16 protein-coding genes and 2 riboswitches are annotated in these 19,153 nt (G+C 65.5%); of the genes, 8 read left to right on the top strand and 8 right to left on the bottom strand.

Going from position 1 to position 19,153, the window contains the following annotated elements; all coding sequences use genetic code 11:
• Together VOM14_RS12810 and VOM14_RS12805 are read left to right on the top strand one after the other, a co-directional pair.
• A partial coding sequence (locus VOM14_RS12810; protein ID WP_327629059.1) for a hypothetical protein occupies positions 1-278 on the top strand: 278 nt, incomplete at its 5' end.
• Positions 279-399: 121 nt separating this feature from the next.
• Positions 400-1,347: a flagellar brake protein gene (locus VOM14_RS12805; RefSeq protein ID WP_327629058.1), complete on the top strand. Its 948-nt coding sequence runs from the start codon at positions 400-402 to the stop codon at positions 1,345-1,347.
• A 36-nt stretch (positions 1,348-1,383) separates the two neighbouring features.
• On the opposite strand, the gene VOM14_RS12800 is transcribed toward VOM14_RS12805, so the two are convergent.
• From VOM14_RS12800 to cobW, 4 genes are all read right to left on the bottom strand, one after another.
• On the bottom strand, positions 1,384-2,010 hold the full coding sequence (locus tag VOM14_RS12800; RefSeq protein WP_327629057.1) for a vWA domain-containing protein: 627 nt from the start codon (positions 2,008-2,010) through the stop codon (positions 1,384-1,386).
• A 62-nt stretch (positions 2,011-2,072) separates the two neighbouring features.
• Complete coding sequence (locus VOM14_RS12795; RefSeq protein ID WP_327629056.1) at positions 2,073-3,182, bottom strand: ATP-binding protein; 1,110 nt, start codon at positions 3,180-3,182, stop codon at positions 2,073-2,075.
• Positions 3,179-6,982, bottom strand: a complete 3,804-nt coding sequence (gene cobN / locus VOM14_RS12790) for a cobaltochelatase subunit CobN (RefSeq protein WP_327629055.1) — start codon at positions 6,980-6,982, stop codon at positions 3,179-3,181. Before cobN ends, VOM14_RS12795 begins: the two co-directional genes overlap by 4 nt.
• A 6-nt stretch (positions 6,983-6,988) precedes the next feature.
• The gene (cobW, locus tag VOM14_RS12785) at positions 6,989-8,110 is read right to left on the bottom strand and encodes a cobalamin biosynthesis protein CobW (protein WP_327629054.1); all 1,122 of its coding nucleotides are present in this window, start codon (positions 8,108-8,110) and stop codon (positions 6,989-6,991) included.
• 183 nt (positions 8,111-8,293) lie between these two features.
• Positions 8,294-8,574: riboswitch (cobalamin riboswitch) on the bottom strand.
• A gap of 69 nt (positions 8,575-8,643) precedes the next feature.
• A riboswitch (cobalamin riboswitch) is annotated at positions 8,644-8,889 on the top strand.
• Positions 8,890-9,146: 257 nt separating this feature from the next.
• Here cobW and cobA point away from each other — a divergent pair.
• Genes cobA through bluB form a run of 5 tightly spaced genes read left to right on the top strand, consistent with a single transcriptional unit; the run spans position 9,147 to position 12,916 of the window.
• Positions 9,147-9,893, top strand: a complete 747-nt coding sequence (gene cobA / locus VOM14_RS12780; protein WP_327629053.1) for a uroporphyrinogen-III C-methyltransferase — start codon at positions 9,147-9,149, stop codon at positions 9,891-9,893.
• Positions 9,890-10,372, top strand: coding sequence for a cobalamin biosynthesis protein (locus VOM14_RS12775; protein ID WP_327629052.1), 483 nt, complete (start codon positions 9,890-9,892; stop codon positions 10,370-10,372). The genes cobA and VOM14_RS12775 overlap by 4 nt, the downstream gene beginning before the upstream one ends.
• Entirely contained in the window at positions 10,369-10,971 is a 603-nt protein-coding gene (gene cobO / locus VOM14_RS12770; RefSeq protein ID WP_327629051.1) for a cob(I)yrinic acid a,c-diamide adenosyltransferase, read from the top strand. Before VOM14_RS12775 ends, cobO begins: the two co-directional genes overlap by 4 nt.
• A gap of 3 nt (positions 10,972-10,974) precedes the next feature.
• Entirely contained in the window at positions 10,975-12,273 is a 1,299-nt protein-coding gene (locus tag VOM14_RS12765) for a cobyrinate a,c-diamide synthase (protein ID WP_327629050.1), read from the top strand.
• Entirely contained in the window at positions 12,257-12,916 is a 660-nt protein-coding gene (gene bluB, locus VOM14_RS12760) for a 5,6-dimethylbenzimidazole synthase (RefSeq protein WP_327629049.1), read from the top strand. The genes VOM14_RS12765 and bluB overlap by 17 nt, the downstream gene beginning before the upstream one ends.
• Positions 12,917-12,950: 34 nt before the next feature.
• Here the strand turns inward: bluB and VOM14_RS12755 are convergent, their stop codons facing one another.
• From VOM14_RS12755 to VOM14_RS12740, 4 genes are all read right to left on the bottom strand, one after another.
• Positions 12,951-13,514 (bottom strand): DUF4136 domain-containing protein, encoded by a 564-nt coding sequence (locus VOM14_RS12755; protein WP_442955539.1) that lies wholly within the window; start codon positions 13,512-13,514, stop codon positions 12,951-12,953.
• 98 nt (positions 13,515-13,612) lie between these two features.
• On the bottom strand, positions 13,613-16,210 hold the full coding sequence (locus tag VOM14_RS12750; RefSeq protein WP_327629047.1) for a CHASE2 domain-containing protein: 2,598 nt from the start codon (positions 16,208-16,210) through the stop codon (positions 13,613-13,615).
• Between the two features lie 45 nt (positions 16,211-16,255).
• Positions 16,256-17,764, bottom strand: a complete 1,509-nt coding sequence (locus tag VOM14_RS12745) for a FecR domain-containing protein (protein WP_442955536.1) — start codon at positions 17,762-17,764, stop codon at positions 16,256-16,258.
• On the bottom strand, positions 17,761-18,492 hold the full coding sequence (locus tag VOM14_RS12740) for a response regulator transcription factor (RefSeq protein ID WP_327629045.1): 732 nt from the start codon (positions 18,490-18,492) through the stop codon (positions 17,761-17,763). Before VOM14_RS12740 ends, VOM14_RS12745 begins: the two co-directional genes overlap by 4 nt.
• A 304-nt stretch (positions 18,493-18,796) precedes the next feature.
• On the opposite strand from VOM14_RS12740, the gene VOM14_RS12735 reads away from it, so the two are divergent.
• Positions 18,797-19,000 (top strand): hypothetical protein, encoded by a 204-nt coding sequence (locus tag VOM14_RS12735; protein WP_327629044.1) that lies wholly within the window; start codon positions 18,797-18,799, stop codon positions 18,998-19,000.
• The last annotated feature ends 153 nt before the right edge of the window (positions 19,001-19,153 follow it).

Raw genomic sequence — 19,153 nt, 5'->3', positions numbered from 1 at the left:
CCAAACCTTCCTTTCATTACTGTGTGAGACTTGATACTTTCGCCTGGCAGCAGATTCCGAAGAACCCGCCGCCGCGTCACGCATCAAGCGCCCACACTTATCGGCTGTTAGTTTTTAAAGATCATTCGCTCAGAAGCTCTGCTTTCTTCGCGTCCGTCATCAAACGGGAGGCGAATTATGCGATGCGGTCCGGACCCCGTCAACCCCTCAGTGCAATTATTTTAAAAAAAGTTGAGAAGCGCAAAAAGTGGAGCTTTCTTCCTACCAAAACAAATTAGTTAGTTATCCAGTGTAATTATCGGAAATCCAGATCTCTTTCTGCCCATCTGGGATCGACTAAAGTTTTCCCAGGCGCCGCCGTTACACTGGATATCCCGCCACCTAAGTGATCGCTGCTCAATGGATCAACCAGCCGACCAGCAATTCCCTCTCCCTTCCCCGGCTCTCACGGCCGACGCGGTGCCGGTAGGCACGGCGCTCGAGTGGCCGATCGTCAACGCCGACGGTTCGCTGTTATTTGCGAGCGGCACAGTCCTCGCGACCGTCGACGAGCGCGCCTTTCTCTTCGCGCACTTCCAGCCGCGCCGCGGCGACCTGCCCGACGCACTCGCCGGGCAAGCCGATCAACCCGCGCCGCACACCGAAGCGGGAAGCGTGTTGTCGCTTGCGGACATGCACTTGGAAATCGGCGCATTGATCGGCATACGCCAGCGGCTCGGCAGCGGCGCGCCCATGCATCCATGCCGCATCATCGGCTTTGCTCCGAATCACTCGCTATTTGTCACGCCACCGCTTCAGCAGGGCCGCATGCTCGACCTCAGCCCCGGCGAGAACATCGAAATCGTCGCGATCGCCAGTCAAGCGGTGTTTCGTTTCGTCTGCACCATCGACGCCGTCTGCCGCTCACCGTTCGACTATGTCGTGTTGTCGAAACCCGGTCCGATCCGCCGCCTGCGAGAACGTAAGTCGATCCGCGTGCAGACGCACTTCGCGGTGCGTTTCGGGATCGGCGAAACAGGCGAAACAGACAAAGCGGGCGATACGCATGACGGTCTCGGCGTTGCGAAAAGCCTCAGCGCGCTCGGCATGTCGCTGATGGCGCCGTGGAGCCTCGGCGCCGTCGGCGAGCGCTTGCGCGTGACCTTCCGGCTCAAGTCCGCGGAAATGGATACGGAAATCCAGACCACCGCCGTGATCCGCAATGTGCACACCGGCAGCGGTCCCGGCGCGTCTTCCATTCATGGACTCGAATTCGATCAACTGGAGCCCGTGCAGCAGATGGCGATGAAGGTCTTCGTGTTCGATCGTCAGGAAGATGTACAGCAGTGGTCGCACGGCTTGAAATAAGCACCAGGCGGGCGAGCCGCCAAACGCGCTCGCCCTTCAACCGATCAGTTCTTCCGGCGTAAAACGCCGCGCGCCCCAGGCGCGAGCGAGTCTCTCGCAAAGGCCAAGCCGAATCGTGTCGCGCTCGAAGTCGACCACCACCACTTCGTCCGCGACGAGCGGGCGCACGGCTTCCTCATTCGTGCGGCCGTCGGTCAGCAGCCACAGCCAGCGCTGCTGCGCCGGCTTGCGGCGGGCGCTGCGCTCGAGCAATTGCGTCGCGCATCGCATACCGGATGCGAACGGCGTGCCGCCCCCACCGCCCACCGGTTCGAGCCACCGCTCGTTCCACCAGCGCGGCACTGCGGGGCCGAAGCGCAGATGCGCATCTGCGCCGCCGAAACAAACCAGCGCGGCCTCCGCACGCATCGCGCTCGCACGGTCGAATAGCGCGATCAACAAACCCTTGGCGAGTGCGAGCCGCTGGCCCGCGAGCATGGACCCCGAGCAGTCGAGTACGAAGCAATGCAGCATACCGCCGCGTGGCGCCTCGCGCACGAAACGCAGATGATCGGCGCGCAGTGCGTGCTGCCCCATCACCGCCAATGTCTGCGGCCACGCGATACGCGTGCCATCCGTGCCACGCAGATGCGCTCGCGCATCGCCGCGCGAACCCGGCTGCATGTCCGCCTGTTGCCGCCATCGGAAACCGCTGCGCGAGTCAGCGGCGGCACCCTTCCGATGGCTCAGCGTTTTTTTACGCCAAGCGGTATCACGCCTTTCACATGCATCGTCGCGGCGGGCTCGGGCGGCATATATCCCCAATCGCTTTCACCGGTTGCGTGAGGAGACACGGAAGGAGGCAACTCAGGAGACAACTCAGGAGACAACTCAGGCGGCAACTCTCGCGGCAACTCTCGCGGCACACCATCGCTATCGCGCGCATTCCTGGCAGACGATGTTTCCCGACGATGCCGCCGATGCACGAGCACCGCCTCCGCGACACGATCGACATGCCGCGACGTCACCGCGTTCGCCTCTTCCAGCGCCGCGAGCGCGCGCGCCGCGCGAAGCATCACGAGATCGGCACGCAGGCCGTCCACTTCGGCCTCGATGCATAACGCGCTCACGTGGGCATGCACGGCGTCGTCGAAGGAAAGTTGGGGCAGCGCGATGCGGGCCGCGCGAATCCGCTCGATGTACCGCGCCTGCCGTTGCGCATGGCTCGCGCGAAAACCCGGCGGATCGAGATCGAATGCGAGCCGCGCCTTCACGATCTCCTCGCGCACGCGAGGCTCGAAACAGTTTTGCAACTCGACCATCAAGCCGAAACGATCGATCAATTGCGGCCGCAACTCGCCTTCTTCAGGATTCATCGTGCCGATCAACACGAAGCTCGCGTCATGACTATGCGACACCCCATCGCGTTCGACGGTATTCACACCGCTCGCCGCGGCATCGAGCAAAGCATCGACGAGCGCATCGGGCAGCAGGTTCACTTCATCCACATACAGCACGCCGCGATGCGCTTTCGCGAGCAGCCCCGGCGAAAAGCGCACGGCACCGTCGCGCAACACCGTTTCGATATCGAGCGTGCCGATCAACCGCTCCTCGCTCGCGCCCAGCGGCAGATTCACCAACTGGCCTTCCGGCAGCAACTCAGCAAGCGCACGCGCCGCCGTCGATTTCGCCGTGCCTCGCGGCCCGCTCACGAGCACGCCGCCGAGTCCCGGATCGATTGCGGCGAGCAGTAGCGCCTGCTGCAACGGCGCCTGACCGATCAGCGCGGCAAACGGAAAAGCGAGCCGCTGCGCCATGCGTTGGTGTTGCTGTTCATGCTGTGAGGCTGCATTCATGTCTGCATTCCTTCGATCTGCTGTTCGCTCGCGAGCAGATGCCGTTCGACTTGCGCGCGGTAATCGCCTGGCGCTTGCCACAAACCGCGCTGCATGGCTTCGAGCAGACGTTCGCAGATCGAATGCAGCGCATGCGGATTGTGCCGTTGCAAGAACTCGCGGGTGTCCGCATCGTTCAGATACGCGTCGGTGACGAGCGCGTATTGATGATCCGCGACCACACGCGCAGTCGCGTCGTAGCCATAGAGATAATCGACCGTCGCGGCGATTTCAGAAGCGCCCTTATAGCCATGACGCTTCACGCCATCAAGCCATTTCGGATTGACCACGCGCGAGCGCACCACCCGCGCAATTTCCTCGTGCAAGGTCCGCACACGCGGCGTGGCGGGATTACTGTGATCGGGGTGATACACGCTTGGCTGATTGCCCGCGAGATGCCGCACAGCCGCGACCATGCCGCCCTGGAACTGATAGTAGTCGTTCGAATCGAGCAGATCGTGCTCGCGGTTGTCCTGATTCTGTAGCACGACATCCATTGCGGCGAGGCGCGCGCCGAACGCGTCACGCGCTTCTTCGCCCGCGCTTTTCTGCGTGTACGCATAACCGCCCCACGCCCGATATGCATTCGCGAGATCAGCGTCGGTCTGCCATTGCCGCGAGTCGATCATGTCCTGCAAGCCCGCGCCATAAGCGCCCGGCCGCGCGCTGAACACGCGCCAGCCCGCGCGCCTGCGGGCTTGCGTGGCGTCCATGCCGCGCGCGATGAGCGCATCGCGCTCGCGCAGCACGCGCGCGCGAACCGGATTGAGTTCGGGGGATTCATCGAGTTCGGCAACCGCCTGCACCGCGGCATCGAACAGATGCATCACGTTCGCGAACGCGTCGCGGAAGAAGCCGGACACGCGCAACGTGACGTCGATACGCGGCCGGTCGAATGCTTCGATCGGCATGATCTCGAAGTCGGTCACGCGATGACTGCCCGGCGCCCACTTCGGCCGCACGCCGAGCAGCGCGAGCGCCTGCGCGATGTCATCGCCGCCGGTTCGCATGGTCGCCGTGCCCCATACGGAAAGGCCTATGGCGCGCGGATAATCGCCATGTTCCTGTAGATGCCGCTCGATCAACTGCTGCGCGGACTTCAAACCGAGCGACCATGCGGCTTGCGTCGGAACCGCGCGCGTATCGACGGAATAGAAGTTGCGTCCGGTCGGCAGCACATCGGGCCGGCCGCGCGATGGCGAACCGCTCGGCCCTGGCGGCACGAAACGCCCTTCGAGGCCGCGCTTCAGTTGTGTCATTTCCTGCGGACCGCATGCATCGAGGCGCGGCAGAACGTCTTGACGCAAGCGCTCGATCACGCGCGCCGCTTGCGGCAAGCTGCCTTCTTTCCCTGCGCGCGACGCGTCGCGTTGCTCGCCGCATACGCCGCGCAGCAGGTCGGCGGCAAGCAGTTCGAGACGCTCGCGCGTGTCGCCACAATGCCGCCATGGCGCATCGCTCACGCGTTGCAACAGCTCGGGACGCGGACCGCTCCACGCCGCTGACCAATCCACCGACAACGGATCGAAAAAATGATCGATGTGCAGATCGCGCGCCAATGCATCGATCAAACCGGCGTTGCCGCGCTGGCCGTCGCCGATCGGAAAACGCCCCAATGCAAGCAGCGTATCGCGCCGTTGCACGCCGTGCGGCGATTGGCCGAACGTGTGCAAGCCGTCGCGAATCTGCGCCTCCTTCAACTCGCAGAGCCACGCGTCCACGCGCGTGAGCAGGACGTCTTCGTCGTCCGCGCCGTTCGGCTCGGCGAGACTCAGTTCTTCATGCAGCTTATGTTCGACGATGGTCGCGAGAATCGTGCGCCTCAACAGCTTCGAGCGGCGCGGATCGACCATGAGCGCCTCGTAGTATTCGTCGACCTGGCGCTCAAGATCCTGCAAGGGCCCATAGCTTTCGGCGCGCGTGAGCGGCGGCATCAGGTGATCGACAATCACCGCTTGCGCGCGACGCTTGGCCTGGCTGCCCTCGCCCGGATCGTTGACAATGAACGGATACAGATGCGGCATCGGCCCGAGAATCAGATCGGGCCAGCATGTCTCGGCGAGCGCCACGCTCTTGCCCGGCAGCCACTCCAGGTTGCCGTGCTTGCCGACATGCACGACCGCGTCGATACCGAACTGGTCGCGCAGCCAGAAATAGAAAGCCAGATACGCATGCGGCGGCACGAGTTCGGCATCGTGATAGCTCGCGTAATCGCCCTGCTCGCGCGAACGCGACGGCTGAATGCCGACGAACACGTGGCCGCAGCGCCAGCCCGCAATCATGAAACGGCCGCGCCGCACGGTCGGGTCCTGCTCGGGCGCACCCCAGCGTCTGTTCAGTGCGTCGCGCGTCGCGGCCGGCAGCGCGTTAAAGCGCACCAGGTAATCGCTGAGCGCAAGACTCTGCAACGCGGGTCGCAGGTCGCGCACCACCGGGTCGTTGGTCACGCCTTCGGTGAGCTTGTGCATGAGCGCCTCGCCATTCGCGGGCAGTTGCGCGAGGCGATAACCTTCGTTGCTCAACATCGACAGAATGCCGACGACGGACGCCGGCGTGTCGAGTCCGACACCATTGCCGATGCGCCCTTCGCTCATCGGATAGTTGGCGAGAATCAGCGCGAGCTTCTTGTCCGCATTGTCGAGCGAACGCAGGCGGCACCAACGGCGGCTCAGTTCGGCGAGAAAACCCACGCGTTCGAGATCCGGCTGATAGCGGACCACGTCCACTTCCGTATGCGGACAGCGATACGCGAGTCCCTTGAAACTGATCGCGCGCGTGATGATGCGGCCGTCCACTTCGGGCAGCGCGATATGCATGGCGATGTCGCGCGAATTGAGGCCTTGATTGTCCTTGAGCCAGTCCTCGCGATTGCCGCCGCTCAGAATGACTTGCAGCACGGGCGCATCGCCGGCGAGCGCGAGCGGCTCGGGATCGTCGATAGCGCTCGCGGCGAACGCCGTGGTGTTGAGCACCAGCGCGGCGTTCTGTTGCGCGCACAACGACTGCACGACGTCGCGGCTCATCGCATCTTTCAGCGACGTGATGGCAATCGGCAACGGATTCACGCCTTGCGACTCGAGCGCGTCGATCAGCGCATCGAACACGGCCGTGTTGGCCGCCTGGAGGTGTGCCTTATAGAACAGAATGGCCGCGACGGGCGCATCGTGTTGCCAGCGCGCCTGCCAGTCGGCGATGGTCGGGGTGTCGCGTTCGGGATGGTAAAGGGACGCGGCGGGCAACGCGCGCGGCGGTGCGGGCTCACGTCCCCATTTCAGCGCCCGATACGCAATGCAGCGCAGAAACGCCTCGGCATTCTGCGGGCCGCCTTCGCGCAGATAACGCCATAACTGATGACACAGATCGGCATCCGCGGTGCTGCGCGCAAGCAGATTCGGGTCTTCTTGCAGATCGCCGGAAAACATCGCAAGCGTCTGCTGTTTGCGCGCGGCCAGCGCGACGACCTGCTCGATGCCGTATGGCCAATACGCTTCGCCGCCCAGATGATCGACCACCACGACACGCGCATGTTGCAGCACGTCTTCGACATAGAAATCGACGGAAGCGGGCTGCCGCAAATACGTGACGTTCGCGAGGCGCACGCTCGGAAACCCCTCGCCAAGACGAGGAAACACGCTCGCCAGCAGCGACAGCGTCGTGTCCGCGGAACTAAGCACGACGATGTCCGCAGGCCGCTGATCGATGCGGATCACGCCTTGCGTATCGTCGACGAAACCGCCTGGCGTGGTGCGCAGCAGATGCATATGCGCTTACGCCTGTTGCGCGGCGGTGTTCGACGCGACGGCGCCCGAAGCGTCAACGCGCGTTGCCGCGCCAAGCGCCGCGTCGAACGCACGTTGCAAAGCGGCTTGATCGAGATCTTCGCCGATCAGCACGAAGCGGCTTTCGCTGCCCTCGCCTGCCTGCCAGCGTCGATCGAAATAACTGTCGAAGCGGCGGCCCACGCCTTGAATGACGAGGCGCATCGGCGCACCCGGCAATGCCGCGAAGCCTTTTACGCGGTAAATCGTGTTCGCCTCGACGAGCCGCTGCAACGCGGCGATCACCGCTTCACGCGAAGGCACGTTGGCATGCACGACCATCGAATCGAATTCGTCGTGGTGATGGTCGGCGTCGTCCGCCGAACCGTGATGATCGTGACGCAAGTGGATCGTCTCTTCCGATGCCGCTTCGAGACCGAACAGCGTGTGCAGATCCAGTTGCCCCATGTGCGCGCGCACGATCTTCACTTGCGGCGGAATGTCTTCGCGGATCAACGCTTCAACCGCAATTTGCCGCGCCTCGTCGAGTAGATCGGTCTTGTTCAGGATCACGAGATCCGCCGCCGACAATTGATCTTCGAACAACTCATGCAGCGGCGACTCGTGATCGAGATTCGGATCGGCTTTGCGCTGCGCATCGACAGCAAGCGGATTCTCGGCGAACTGGCCGCTTGCGGCAGCCGGGCCGTCCACGACGGTAATCACGGCGTCCACGGTGAAACTGCTTTTGATCTGCGGCCAGTTGAAGGCCTGCACGAGCGGCTTCGGCAACGCGAGGCCCGATGTTTCGATCAGCACATGGTCGATCTGCTCGCGGCGCTCCACGAGTTTTTCCATCACCGGGAAAAATTCTTCCTGCACCGTGCAGCACAAGCAGCCGTTCGCGAGTTCATACAATTGCCCTTCGGTTTCAGCGCCGTTGTCATCGCAGCCGATGCCACAACCCTTGAGAATTTCACCGTCGATGCCGAGTTCGCCGAACTCGTTGACGATCACCGCGATGCGCTTGCCGCCCGCATGCTGAAGAATGTGCCGCAGCAGCGTGGTCTTGCCGCTACCGAGAAAGCCCGTGACGATGGTGACGGGAATCTTGCGCATCTGAGTTTGCATCGTGGAGTCCGTGCGTAGGAGTTGCACATGCCGGCCGGTGTAGTCGCGCGTGTTCGCGGCGCACGTTTGCATCGCAAGACAGGGAACGAACAACGGCATTGCCGCTAAAAGCAGGAAACGCGCAGAAAGCAGACAACGGAATCGGACATGAGGTCATGGACCGAGCGCCGCTTCCCCGCGGCGTTCGTCCTGCGTGTTCCGGCCGGTATCCGGGCTGGCGAAAGCGCCGCTTCCCCTTCCCGGACGAGTCATTTCTCGCCCAGTGGTGAGATGCCGACGCGACCTTGCGCGTGGACACCGAAGCCGGCTCCGCGGCGCCATGCAAACCATCACAGCGCCACATTTCGCTTACCGTTGCGGGGGCAGCACAGGTTGACCCGATCCGTGTCAGGCGGGCGTCCTGTTTCCCGTTTAACTGCATGCGCACGAGCGCGCACACGAGCACCAGAAGTGCGTGCGAGTGTAGGCCGCGCGCCTTCTGGCGTCAAGAAAACGCAAGCCCGGCGCGCTTATCGGACGGGGCTTGCGTGTGCTATCGTATGCGCGCGTTTGGTGCCCGCACATGCATTCGCGTGTGCAGTTAAACGGGAAACAGGCCGCGCTCGCGCGCTCAACCTGTGCTGTCCCCGCAACGGTAAGCGACCTGCGGCGCAAGGCTTTTGCTGCGCCGCGCATGCGTTTTTCAATGCCACTGTCCGACTCATTCCAGCGAATGCGGACGGGAAGGCAAAGCGCGTGAGGCCGCCAGCCCGGATACCGGCCAGACGCGGAGGCGGCCGTGCGTGTCATGCGCTCACGCCCGCCGGCAGCCGAAATCCGCGAGGGACGGATAGACCGGCGCCCAAGCACGATGCGCACCACGCGGCGAATGCGTTCGCGACCTGCGTGAGCCAGCGTGCCCGACTACGTTGCTCCGAATGACTTCGATCTCCACTGCATTGCGTTCCTTCGCCTCGCGCTCATCCGCGCCGCGCGTGTCTGCGTTCGCGGCGGCTTTACGCGCGCCTTTCATGCTGCACGCCGTTCGCGAGGCGCGATGAAACGCGCGTGGCTGATCGGCGCGGGCCCCGGCGACGTCGAGCTGATGACGCTGAAGGCGACCCGCGCGCTCGCGCAAGCGGACGTGATCCTCGTCGACGATCTCGTGAACCCGGACGTGCTGCAATTCGCGCGCGCCGATGCCGCCATCGTGCATGTCGGCAAACGCGGCGGTCATCCGTCCACGCCGCAGGAAGGCATCGTCGCGCAGATGCTCGACCATCTGCATGCGGGACACAGCGTCGCGCGCCTCAAAGGCGGCGATCCATTCGTGTTCGGCCGAGGTGGCGAAGAGCAGCGGGCGCTTCATGACGCGGGCATCGAAGTGGAAGTGATCAGCGGCATCACGGCGGGCATCGCGGCGCCGGCGGCGATCGGCATTCCGGTCACGCATCGCGATCATGCGCAAGGCGTGGTGTTCGTCACCGGGCACGGCGCGGGCAGCAACGAGCCGGATTGGGCCGCGCTCGCCGCCACGCGCATGACGCTTGTGATCTATATGGGCATGCGGCGGCTGAACGATATCGCCGGCGCATTGCTCGCGGCCGGCATGCGCGCGGACACGCCGTGCGCGGCGATTGAATCGGCGACGCGCCCCGAACAACGGCATGTGCTCGCAACCCTCGCCGATTTCGCCGATGCCGTGGCGCGCGCGCGGCTCGCCTCGCCGGCCATCGTGGTGATCGGCGGCGTAGCGTCGCTCGCGCTCGCGCGCGCGGCGGCCAGTTCATCGGGCACGCGATGAAAGCCCTGTGTGTCGGCATCGGCTGCCGCCTGCATACTTCGGCGGACGACATCGAAACGGCCGTGCGGGCCGCGCTCGGCTCGCATGCGTTCGAAGAGATTGCGCGCGTCGCTTGCATCGAAACGAAAGCGCGCGAACCGGGCTTGCTCGAGTTCTGCGCGCGGCATGCGTTGCCGCTCGAATTTTTTAGCCGCGCGCAGATTGCCGCGACGACGGTCGCGGCGCCCTCGGTGACGGTGCGCGAGCACATCGGCGTGGAAGGCGTCTGCGAGCCGTGCGCGCTGCTCGCGGCGTCGCTCCCCGTGCCGGATCGACTCTGCATGAGCACCGCCGCGCACGATCCGGCGCAATTGCACGCTGTCGCCACGGCACGCCTTATAGTCGGCAAGATCGTTCGCGGCGGCGTGACCGTCGCGATCGCATCGGCCACGCCCGCGCGCGCAGACAGCGCTAATCTCATCCAACAGGACTTTCCATGAAGACGGACCCCGAATCGCATCAACGCATGACCGAGCGCCGGCGCGAGGGGCATGAGAAAAAGCAGGCCGCCGCCACCGTCGAAAAAGGTCTGCTGATCGTCAACACCGGCACCGGCAAAGGCAAGACGACGGCCGCGTTCGGCATGGCCGTGCGCGTGCTGGGCCACGGCATGCGGCTTGGCGTGGTGCAGTTCATCAAGGGCGCGCTGCATACGTCGGAGCGCGATTTCCTCGGCGCCATCGCCACCTGCGATTTCGTCACGATGGGCGACGGCTACACCTGGAACACGCAGAACCGCGACGCCGACATGGCCACCGCGCGCAAAGGCTGGGACGAGGCGCGCCGCATGATCGAAAGCGGCGACTATCAGATGGTGATCCTCGACGAGCTGAACACCGTGCTCAAGTACGAATACCTGCCGCTCGACGAAGTCCTGTCCGTGCTGAACGCGCGCCCCGAGATGCTGCATGTGGTCGTCACCGGCCGTCATGCGCCCGATGCGCTGATCGAAGCCGCCGACCTCGTCACCGAAATGCGGATCGTCAAGCATCCGTATCGCGAGCAAGGCGTGAAGGCGCAACGCGGCGTGGAGTTCTAAGCGATGCCCGCGTGCCCCGCGCTCTTCATCAGCGCGCCCGCGTCGGGTCAAGGCAAGACCACGATCACGGCGGGTCTCGCGCGCTACCATCGGCGGCTCGGGCGGCGTGTGCGCGTGTTCAAAACCGGACCCGACTTTCTCGATCCGATGATCCTCGCGCGCGCGAGCGGCGCGCCCGTGCTGTCGCTCGATCTATGGATGGTCGGCGAAGAAGCCTGCCGTCATCTGCTCGCGCAGGCGGCGGCCGAAGCCGACCTGATTCTGATTGAAGGCGTGATGGGTCTCTTCGACGGCATGCCGAGCAGCGCGGACCTCGCCACCGCATTCGGCGTGCCGGTGCTCGCCGTCATCTCGGCAAAGGCGATGGCGCAGACCTTCGGCGCGGTCGCGTTCGGTCTCGCGAACTTCAGGCCGAACGTGCCGTTTCACGGCGTGCTCGCGAACCGGGTCGGCTCGGCGCGTCACGCGCAGATGCTCGCAGAGTCGTTGCCGCCCGCGCTGCGCTCGTGCGGACACATTCTCGCCAGCGAGGAAATCGCGTTGCCCGACCGTCATCTGGGCCTGCATCAGGCAGCGGAAATCGACGATCTCGACGCGCGTCTCGATCGCGCCGCCGACGCGCTCGGCCAGACCGCGCTGGCCGCTCTGCCGCCCTCCATCGACTTCGGCGCGCCCACGCCGCCCGTGCTGCCGCGCCTGCTGCAAGGCAGGACGATCGCAATCGCACGCGATGCCGCCTTCTCGTTCATCTATCCGGCCAACGTCGCGCTGCTCGAAGCGCTCGGCGCGCGCGTGCAGTGCTTCTCGCCGCTCGCCGACGAGCCCTTGCCCGCCGGCTCCGACGCGCTCTATCTGCCCGGCGGCTATCCGGAACTGCACGCGGCGGCGCTCGCGGCCAACGCCCGCAGCGCGGCGTCGATCCGCGCGCATGCGGCGGCCGGCAAACCGCTCGTCGCCGAATGCGGCGGCATGCTGTATCTGCTCGACCAGCTCACCGACACCGAGGGCGTCAGCACGCCGATGCTCGGCCTCCTGCCCGGCCATGCGACGATGCAAACGCGCTTCGCCGCGCTCGGCATGCAGCAAATCGACAGCGCGCATGGCCCGATGACCGGCCACACGTTTCACTATTCGAAGCTCTCCATCGCGCTCGTGCCGCTTTGTCACGCGACGCGCCCTCAAGGCGACGCGCCGGGCGAGGCCGTGTATCGCGCGGGCTCGATCGTCGCGACTTACATGCACGCTTACTGGCCCTCCAATCCGGCCTTCACGGCTGCCCTTTTCGATGGCAAAGCCTTTTAACGACGCCGAGCGCGACGCGGTCTACCGCGCGATCTACGAGCGCCGCGACATGCGCCACTTCGTGCGCGACCCCGTGGATGCGGCCGTGTTGCAGCGTCTTCTCGACGCCGCGCATCACGCGCCGAGTGTCGGCTTCATGCAGCCGTGGCGCATCGCCCGCATCACCGATCCCGCATTGCGCGCCGCCTTGCACGCGACTGTCGAAAGTGAACGGCTCGCCACCGCCGACGCGCTAGGCAAGCGCCGCGAGGAGTTCATGAAGCTGAAAGTGGAAGGCATGCTGGAATGCGGCGAACTGCTCGTGATGGCGCTGATGGACGGCCGTGAACGGCACATCTTCGGCCGCCGCACGTTGCCGGAGATGGACCTCGCGTCGGTGGCCTGCGCGATCCAGAACATGTGGCTCGCCGCGCGCGCCGAAGGGCTCGGCATGGGCTGGGTCTCGCTTTTCGACGTCGAGGCGGTGCGCGCGCTTCTGCATATGCCTGAAGGCGCGCGGCCGGTCGCGATCCTGTGCCTTGGCCACGTCCACCAGTTTTACAGTGAACCGATGCTGCAAACCGAGCGCTGGGCCAACCGCATGCCGCTCGCCGAGTGCGTGTTCGAAAACCATTGGCCGGAAGACGCCAGCGCGCAGGACTAGCCGCACCGCGCCCTGATTCGCGGCGCTACTTCGGTCAAGGCGTGCGCAAAGGCGTGACCGAGATGACATCCGGCACGCCGCGCGCTTCATCCATGCGCAGTTTCACGCGCCAGTCCGCAGGGGCGTCGAACGGAAAATGGGCGAGCGCGCTTTTGACGAGCGCCGGCATCGCGCGCAATGGGTCGGCGTCGCGATCGCTGCTCGCCGCGCTGACTGTGTAGACTTCGCGTCCGCTTGCGCGCTCGAAGAACCGCAAGGTCAGCGAATGCCGGTAAGCGCGCCCGCCAAAGAGCGGCAACGACGCGCCGCGCTGGTCGCGGCAAGCGGCGACCGCGCACTCGTCGGCATCGACACCCACACCGGCACCGACGCGCACGCCGACGCTAGCCAGCCGCGTCGCGTAGGCGACCGAGAGCCGATAATGCGCGGGCTGATCCGCCGTCTGCGTGAAGCCCTTGCTTGCCAGTTCGTCATGCAGCGCGGTGTCGAACGGCACGCGGCCGGCGCTCGCGTCCTGCGTTGGCATGCGCGCGATGGTGTACGTGCGCTCGCCCGGCAGCGCGGCCGCGGGCGTCGCGGTGTGGACGTCGGCGTGCATGCCGGTGCAGCCGGCGAGACTCGCCACAGCCAGCGCGGCGCAGATAAAGTTTGCCTTCACCGTTTATTCCTCGCTTCCATAAAGTGCGTGCCCGGGCGTCATGACGAGAAAACGCGAGCCTCCGGCTGCGCGTCGTCGAGTAGCGGCAGATAGATCGTGACCGCCGTGCCCCGCCCTGGCGCGCTCACCACGTCGATGTCGCCGCCGTGGCGCGTCACCACGGTCTTCACGAAGGCCATGCCGAGCCCCGCGCCGCCCACCTCGGGCCGCTCCGTTTCGTGAAATCGTCGGAAGCGCTCGAAGAGTCCCGCCTGCTGTTCCGCCGGAATGCCGTAGCCTTCATCGCGGATCGTGCAGGCGACGCGTTGCGCGCCGCCGCGTGAAGCAAAGGCCGCCACCGTCGCAAGCTCGCAGACGATGCGCGAATCCGGCGGACTGTATTTGACCGCGTTGTTCAAGATGTTGACGAGCGCGCGCGTCATCAGCGAGCGGTCGGCGCAGATCCAGTGGCCACTGTCGCTGCTGCTGTCACGGCCACTGTCTTCGCCCGGCTCGCCGTCTGTTTCCGTGTGCAGCGCGATGCGTTTCGCGTGCGCTTGCGGCCAGACCTCGTCGCTCGCGTCGATCATCAGTTCGGCCAGGTTCACCGGCTCCAGCGCGTAGGTTTGCGATTCGGCGCGCGCGAGCTGCACGAAGTCGTCGGCGAGCGTCAGCGCGCGTTGCGCATAGCGTTCGATGCGCTCCAGCAAGTCCCGCGCGAGCGCCGGCTCCTCACGGGCGCGCTCGATTTCCACCAGCGCCAGAATCGACGCCTGCGGCGAACGCATGTCGTGTGACAGCAGCCGAAGCGCGTCCTCGCGCTGGCGCTCGGCCGCGTGCAGCGCGGAGACGTCGACGAGACCGGCGATCCAGCCGGTCGTCGCGCCTCGGGCGTCGGCGCAGTTCGCGTAACGCAGCAGATGATCGCGCCCGTTCGCGTCGCGCACTTCGACGCCCTGCGCCATCAGCGGCGCAAACTCGCGGCGCGCCGGATCGAGCAGCGCGGGCCAGTGCGTATGCGCGAACAGATTGTTTTCGGCGTCGCTCGGGCCGCCGCTGTCGATCGCCTTGACGAGCGCGAGGCCGCCCAGCACGGCTTGCATGGCGCGCCCTTCGGGCATGGACGCACCGAGCCGCGCGAAATGCGCCTTCGCCGCATGGTTCGCGATCAGCACGATGCCGCGCGCGTCGCTGACCAGAATCGGCTCGGGCACGCTGTCGAGGCTGTCCCACACGAAGCGCTTCATGTCCTGCACGCGTTGCGCGGCCTGCGCCATCAGCGCCATGTGCTGCTCCAGCACGTCGCCGCCGAATTCGCGCCGGCTCTGCGCCGTCTGCGGCAACAGATGCGGTTCGTCAGCGAGCCGTTGCAGTTCCCGACGGAGATACGCCATTGTCATTTCGAGGCGGCGCCAGTTCCAGATCGGATAGACCGCGACCACGCCGACGATGCCGGGCACCGGCGAAAGCCACAGCCGCGCGCCGTGCAGCAAGATCGCGCTGCCCGACATCGCGAGCAGGCACAGCGCGCCGGTCAACAGCAGCGAGCGGCGCGGCGACAACACGAGAAAGCCGGCCAGGAGCGCCGCGAGCGGCACGAGCGACACCGCGAACAGCGGCCAGCGCCTGGCCGGCGCGATTTCGCGGCCGCTCAGCAGCGTATCGAGCACGTTTGCATGAATGTAGACGCCGGGCAGCGGCCCCAGCTCGCCCGACACCGGCGTCGCGAAGCGGTCGTACAGGCCGGACGCCGTCACGCCGATCACGACGATGCGGCCGCGCAACTGCTCCACGGGGACGTCGCCGGCGAGCACGCTCGCGAAACTCAGCTTCGCGAAGCTCTGCGCGTTCGGGCTGAAGGGAATCAGGAAACGTTGTTCGTCGCGCAGGCCGGTTGCGGGTTCGGTTGTGGGTTCGGTTGCGGGTTCGGTTGCGGGTTCGGTTGCGGGTTCGGTTGTGGGTTCGGTTGTGGGTTCGGTTGTGGGTTCGGTTGCGGCTTTGCTTGCCGCTTTGCTTGCGGCGTCAGGCTTCGCTCGTCCGGGCGGCTTGAGCGCGCGCGCCACCGTCACCATTAGTTGCGGCCAGCGCGAGCCGGCGTCGCCCTCGAACTGCGCGACGCTGCGCACGATGCCGTCGTTGTCCACTTCCAGATTGATGTGCCCGAGGCCGGCCGCGGCCCGCGCGAGCGGCGCAACGGGCTCGACGACCGCGCGGCGTCCATCGTGTCCAGCCGCCGTGAGCAGCACCGGCAGATAGGTCGGGCTCAGCGCGACGGCGCGGGCGAGCGCGGCATCGTCGGGATTGGATTCGGTGAAGAGCACGTCGTAGACGACCGCGGCGGGCCGCGCCTTCGCGAGCTGTTCGAGCAATTTTGCGTGGACACTGCGTGGCCAGGGCCACCGGCCCAGTTGAGCAATGCTGTCGTTGTCGATTTCGAGCACGACGATGTCGGCGCGCACCGGCTGCGCCCGCATGCCCAGCAGGCGGTCGTACACCAGATGATCGACGCTCGCGCTCATCCGCCCAAGCGAACACAGCAGAATCGTCACGAAGCCGAGGCAGCCAATCGCCGCCCATTCGATCAGAAAACGCCGCCCGGCGCGCCGTCCGAGACGGGCGCGCGGGTCGAGGCTCAGGCGCGTGGACAAGTTCGGCAAGGCGTGCGTGCGAAGCGCGAGTGAGCTAGTGAACGGGCCGCAACATCAGCGCGCCAGCGTAAACGAGCGCACCGCGCTCTTCGTCTCATAAAAGTGGCCATTCTCGAACTGCTCGGCGACGACCGTCCAGTAGTAGACGCCCGCCGGCAGATCGCTCACCACCAGTTGACCGCCCGTCAAGTCCGTCCGGTCGACGAGCGGATCGCGCAGATCGTCCGTCGTCGCCAGGATGAAGCGAAAGTGCGTCTGCACCGACGCCGCCGCTGACGCCGGCCCGCGGCTGACGAACCAGCGGAATTCGTAGTCGCGGCTGCCGGCCCGCAAGGCCGCCGAAGCCGCGAGGCCGAACTGGCGACGCTCGAAGCCATAGACTTGCGGCAGGCCTTCGAGCCCGTTGGCGTCGATGGCGGCGACGCGCACGAAATACGTGCCGTCGGCGAGATCGCCGAAGTCCGCGTGCGGCGCGCTCACGCGCAACTCGCGGATCAGGTCGAGCTGGTCGGCATCGCGGGAAATCTGCACGCGGTAGCCCGTGGCGCGCGCGGCGGCCTCGGAACCCGCTGGCGGGACGAGGTCGAAGGCGAGCGTCTTGCCGTCCCGCACGGCGGCCGGCTCCTTGAGCGCGGGCGCGGCGAGCAGCGCGACAGCGTCGCCGAGCGCGCCGCCGGTCCGGGTGATACTGCCGTAGCGCGCCGCCAGCAGTTGCGCGGACGCCTGCAGGGGCACGCCCGGCGCCGGCGCAAAAGCGCGCGCATGCGCCGCGGCGAGGTCCACGCCGACTGCGCCGTCCAGCACCTCGACGGCGGTGGTTCGCTCATCGCCGTCGTAGGCAACCCGAAAGTGCGTGCCGCGCACGCCCGCCACCACCGACGGCGAGCGGATCTGAAAGCGGTCGTCTTTTTTCGTGGCGTGCGTCACCTCGCTTTCGACTTCGCCACGGCGCAGTTCAAGCTGGCGATCGCCCGCGCCCGTCAGCGTCGTGCGGCGCAGCTTGTGGATGTCGAGCATGGCGTCTTGCGCCACCGTCACGTGCGAGCCGTCGGACAGTTCCAGCGAGACAAAGCCGTTTGGTCCGGTGCGGATGCGGTCGCCTTCGCCGAGCTTCGCGCCCGCCGCGAGCGGCACATAGGGGCCCGCGCCGAACGCATGTTCCGCCGGGCCGCTCGTCGCGATCACGTGGGCCGATTCGCGGTCCTGCTTCAGCCTGGCGGCGGGAAGACGCAGCGCAATGCCCGCGGGCATGCGGCGCGGCGCCGGCACGTGATTCAGTCGGCTCAGCACGGCCCAGTCGCCGCTGTCGCTCAGATAGCGCTCGGCGATGTCATAGAGCGTGTCGCCCTCGTGCGTCACATAGGAAACATAGGCTGGCGGCGCGGCCTTTGCGCGCGGCTTCGGGGTCCGCGCCGTCTGCGCGTGCGCCTCGGCGGGCGCGAGGCAGGTCATCGCGAAGAGTCCGGCCGCCGCGAGCCATGCGCCGGCGCGGCGTCCGGCCGATGCCGGGTTGGCGCGCGGAGTCGCCACACAATCTACATCGACATTCACAGAAAACGTCACGCCTGCCCCGCTTCCGGACGCCCGGCCTCAAGCCGCTCAAGCCGCTCAAGCCGTTCGAGGCGGTAGCCGTAGCCGTAGATCGGCGTCAGACGGTAGCCGTGCTCGGGGCGCAGCCCGAGCTTGCTGCGCAGCATCGAGACGTGAGTGTCCATGGTGCGCGACGGAATGTCGGTGGCCTGCTTCCAGATCACGTCGAGAATATGCGCGCGCGACAGCGGCCGGCTCAAATGCTGGAACAGCAGAAGCGCAAGCTCGAACTCCTTCTGCGTGACTGCGACGGCCGTGCCGCGCACCACCACATGCTTGGCATGCAGATCGAACTCGAATTCGCCGAAAATTTCCCGCGCCGCCGGCGGCTTCAGATGATAGGCACGGCGCAGAAGCGAACCGACGCGCGCGAGCAGCACGGCGGCCGAAACCGGCTTGACCACGTAGTCGTCCGCGCCGGTATTCAGCATCGACGTAATGTCGCTTTCCTGGCCGCGGCTCGTCATGAACAGCACGGGCAAGCGTTCCGACAGGCTTTCCCGCACCCAGCGCAGGACTTCTTCGCCCGACATATCAGGAACATTCCAGTCGAGCACCAGAAGATCGAAGGTTTGCCGCCGCAATTGCCGCACCAACTCACGGCCCGCGCCGTATGCGTGACAGATATGACCTGCCGCCAACAATGTTTGGCAAACAAGATCAGCCTGAGCCGAATCGTCATCCAGGACAGCAATTCTCATAAAACCCCGCAACGCAACTTCGTCATGTGCAACTGGCGCCCGGCGAACCGCCGCCGGTTGCCGGCGGCCGGCAAGCCGGCAGACTGGCCGGGATGCCGGTGCTCGCTGGCACCGACGATCCGGCTTCCCACTCATCCTCAGTTCGAAGTTTCCTCGACTTACTTTCGACTACCGGTCCTTCGCCTCACAGCCTTTACCGGCCCCCGTCTCAAAATTTGGGCGCATTGTTTGATTTATGACAGCGATTATTCCAGGCGGCAGATAATCATAATCGAAAAAACGCCTGTTTCTTGCTGGATGTTTATTGACCGGCTCGCTGACGGAGGCGGTGCATGGCATACAACGGCATACAACGGCATACAACACTTTCGCCGAATTTATGTCTTTTCGCGGCGTGCCGAAGGGTCCGATTCGCATCGGCTTCTATATTCGGGATGGTCTCGCCCGCGCTGAACTGGCCCCGCCGCTTTCGTTAATTCAAACCGCGAGTTCGGAAACGCCGATTTGACAATTTGAGATGCAGTATAGAAACAGTCTCAAAATAAATCGTTTAAGTTTTGTCAAATCGGGCTGAGGTAGCGGCGGCTCATGGACAGATGCCCGCCCACGCCAGCGCGTTCGCCGCGACGCAGCCATGAGCCACGTGGATGCGCTGGCTGAT

Origin of the sequence: Paraburkholderia sp. MPAMCS5 (assembly GCF_036016995.1) — a bacterium.
In the GTDB taxonomy this organism is placed as follows: domain Bacteria; phylum Pseudomonadota; class Gammaproteobacteria; order Burkholderiales; family Burkholderiaceae; genus Paraburkholderia.
This window is presented reverse-complemented; position numbering and strand designations above follow the sequence as displayed.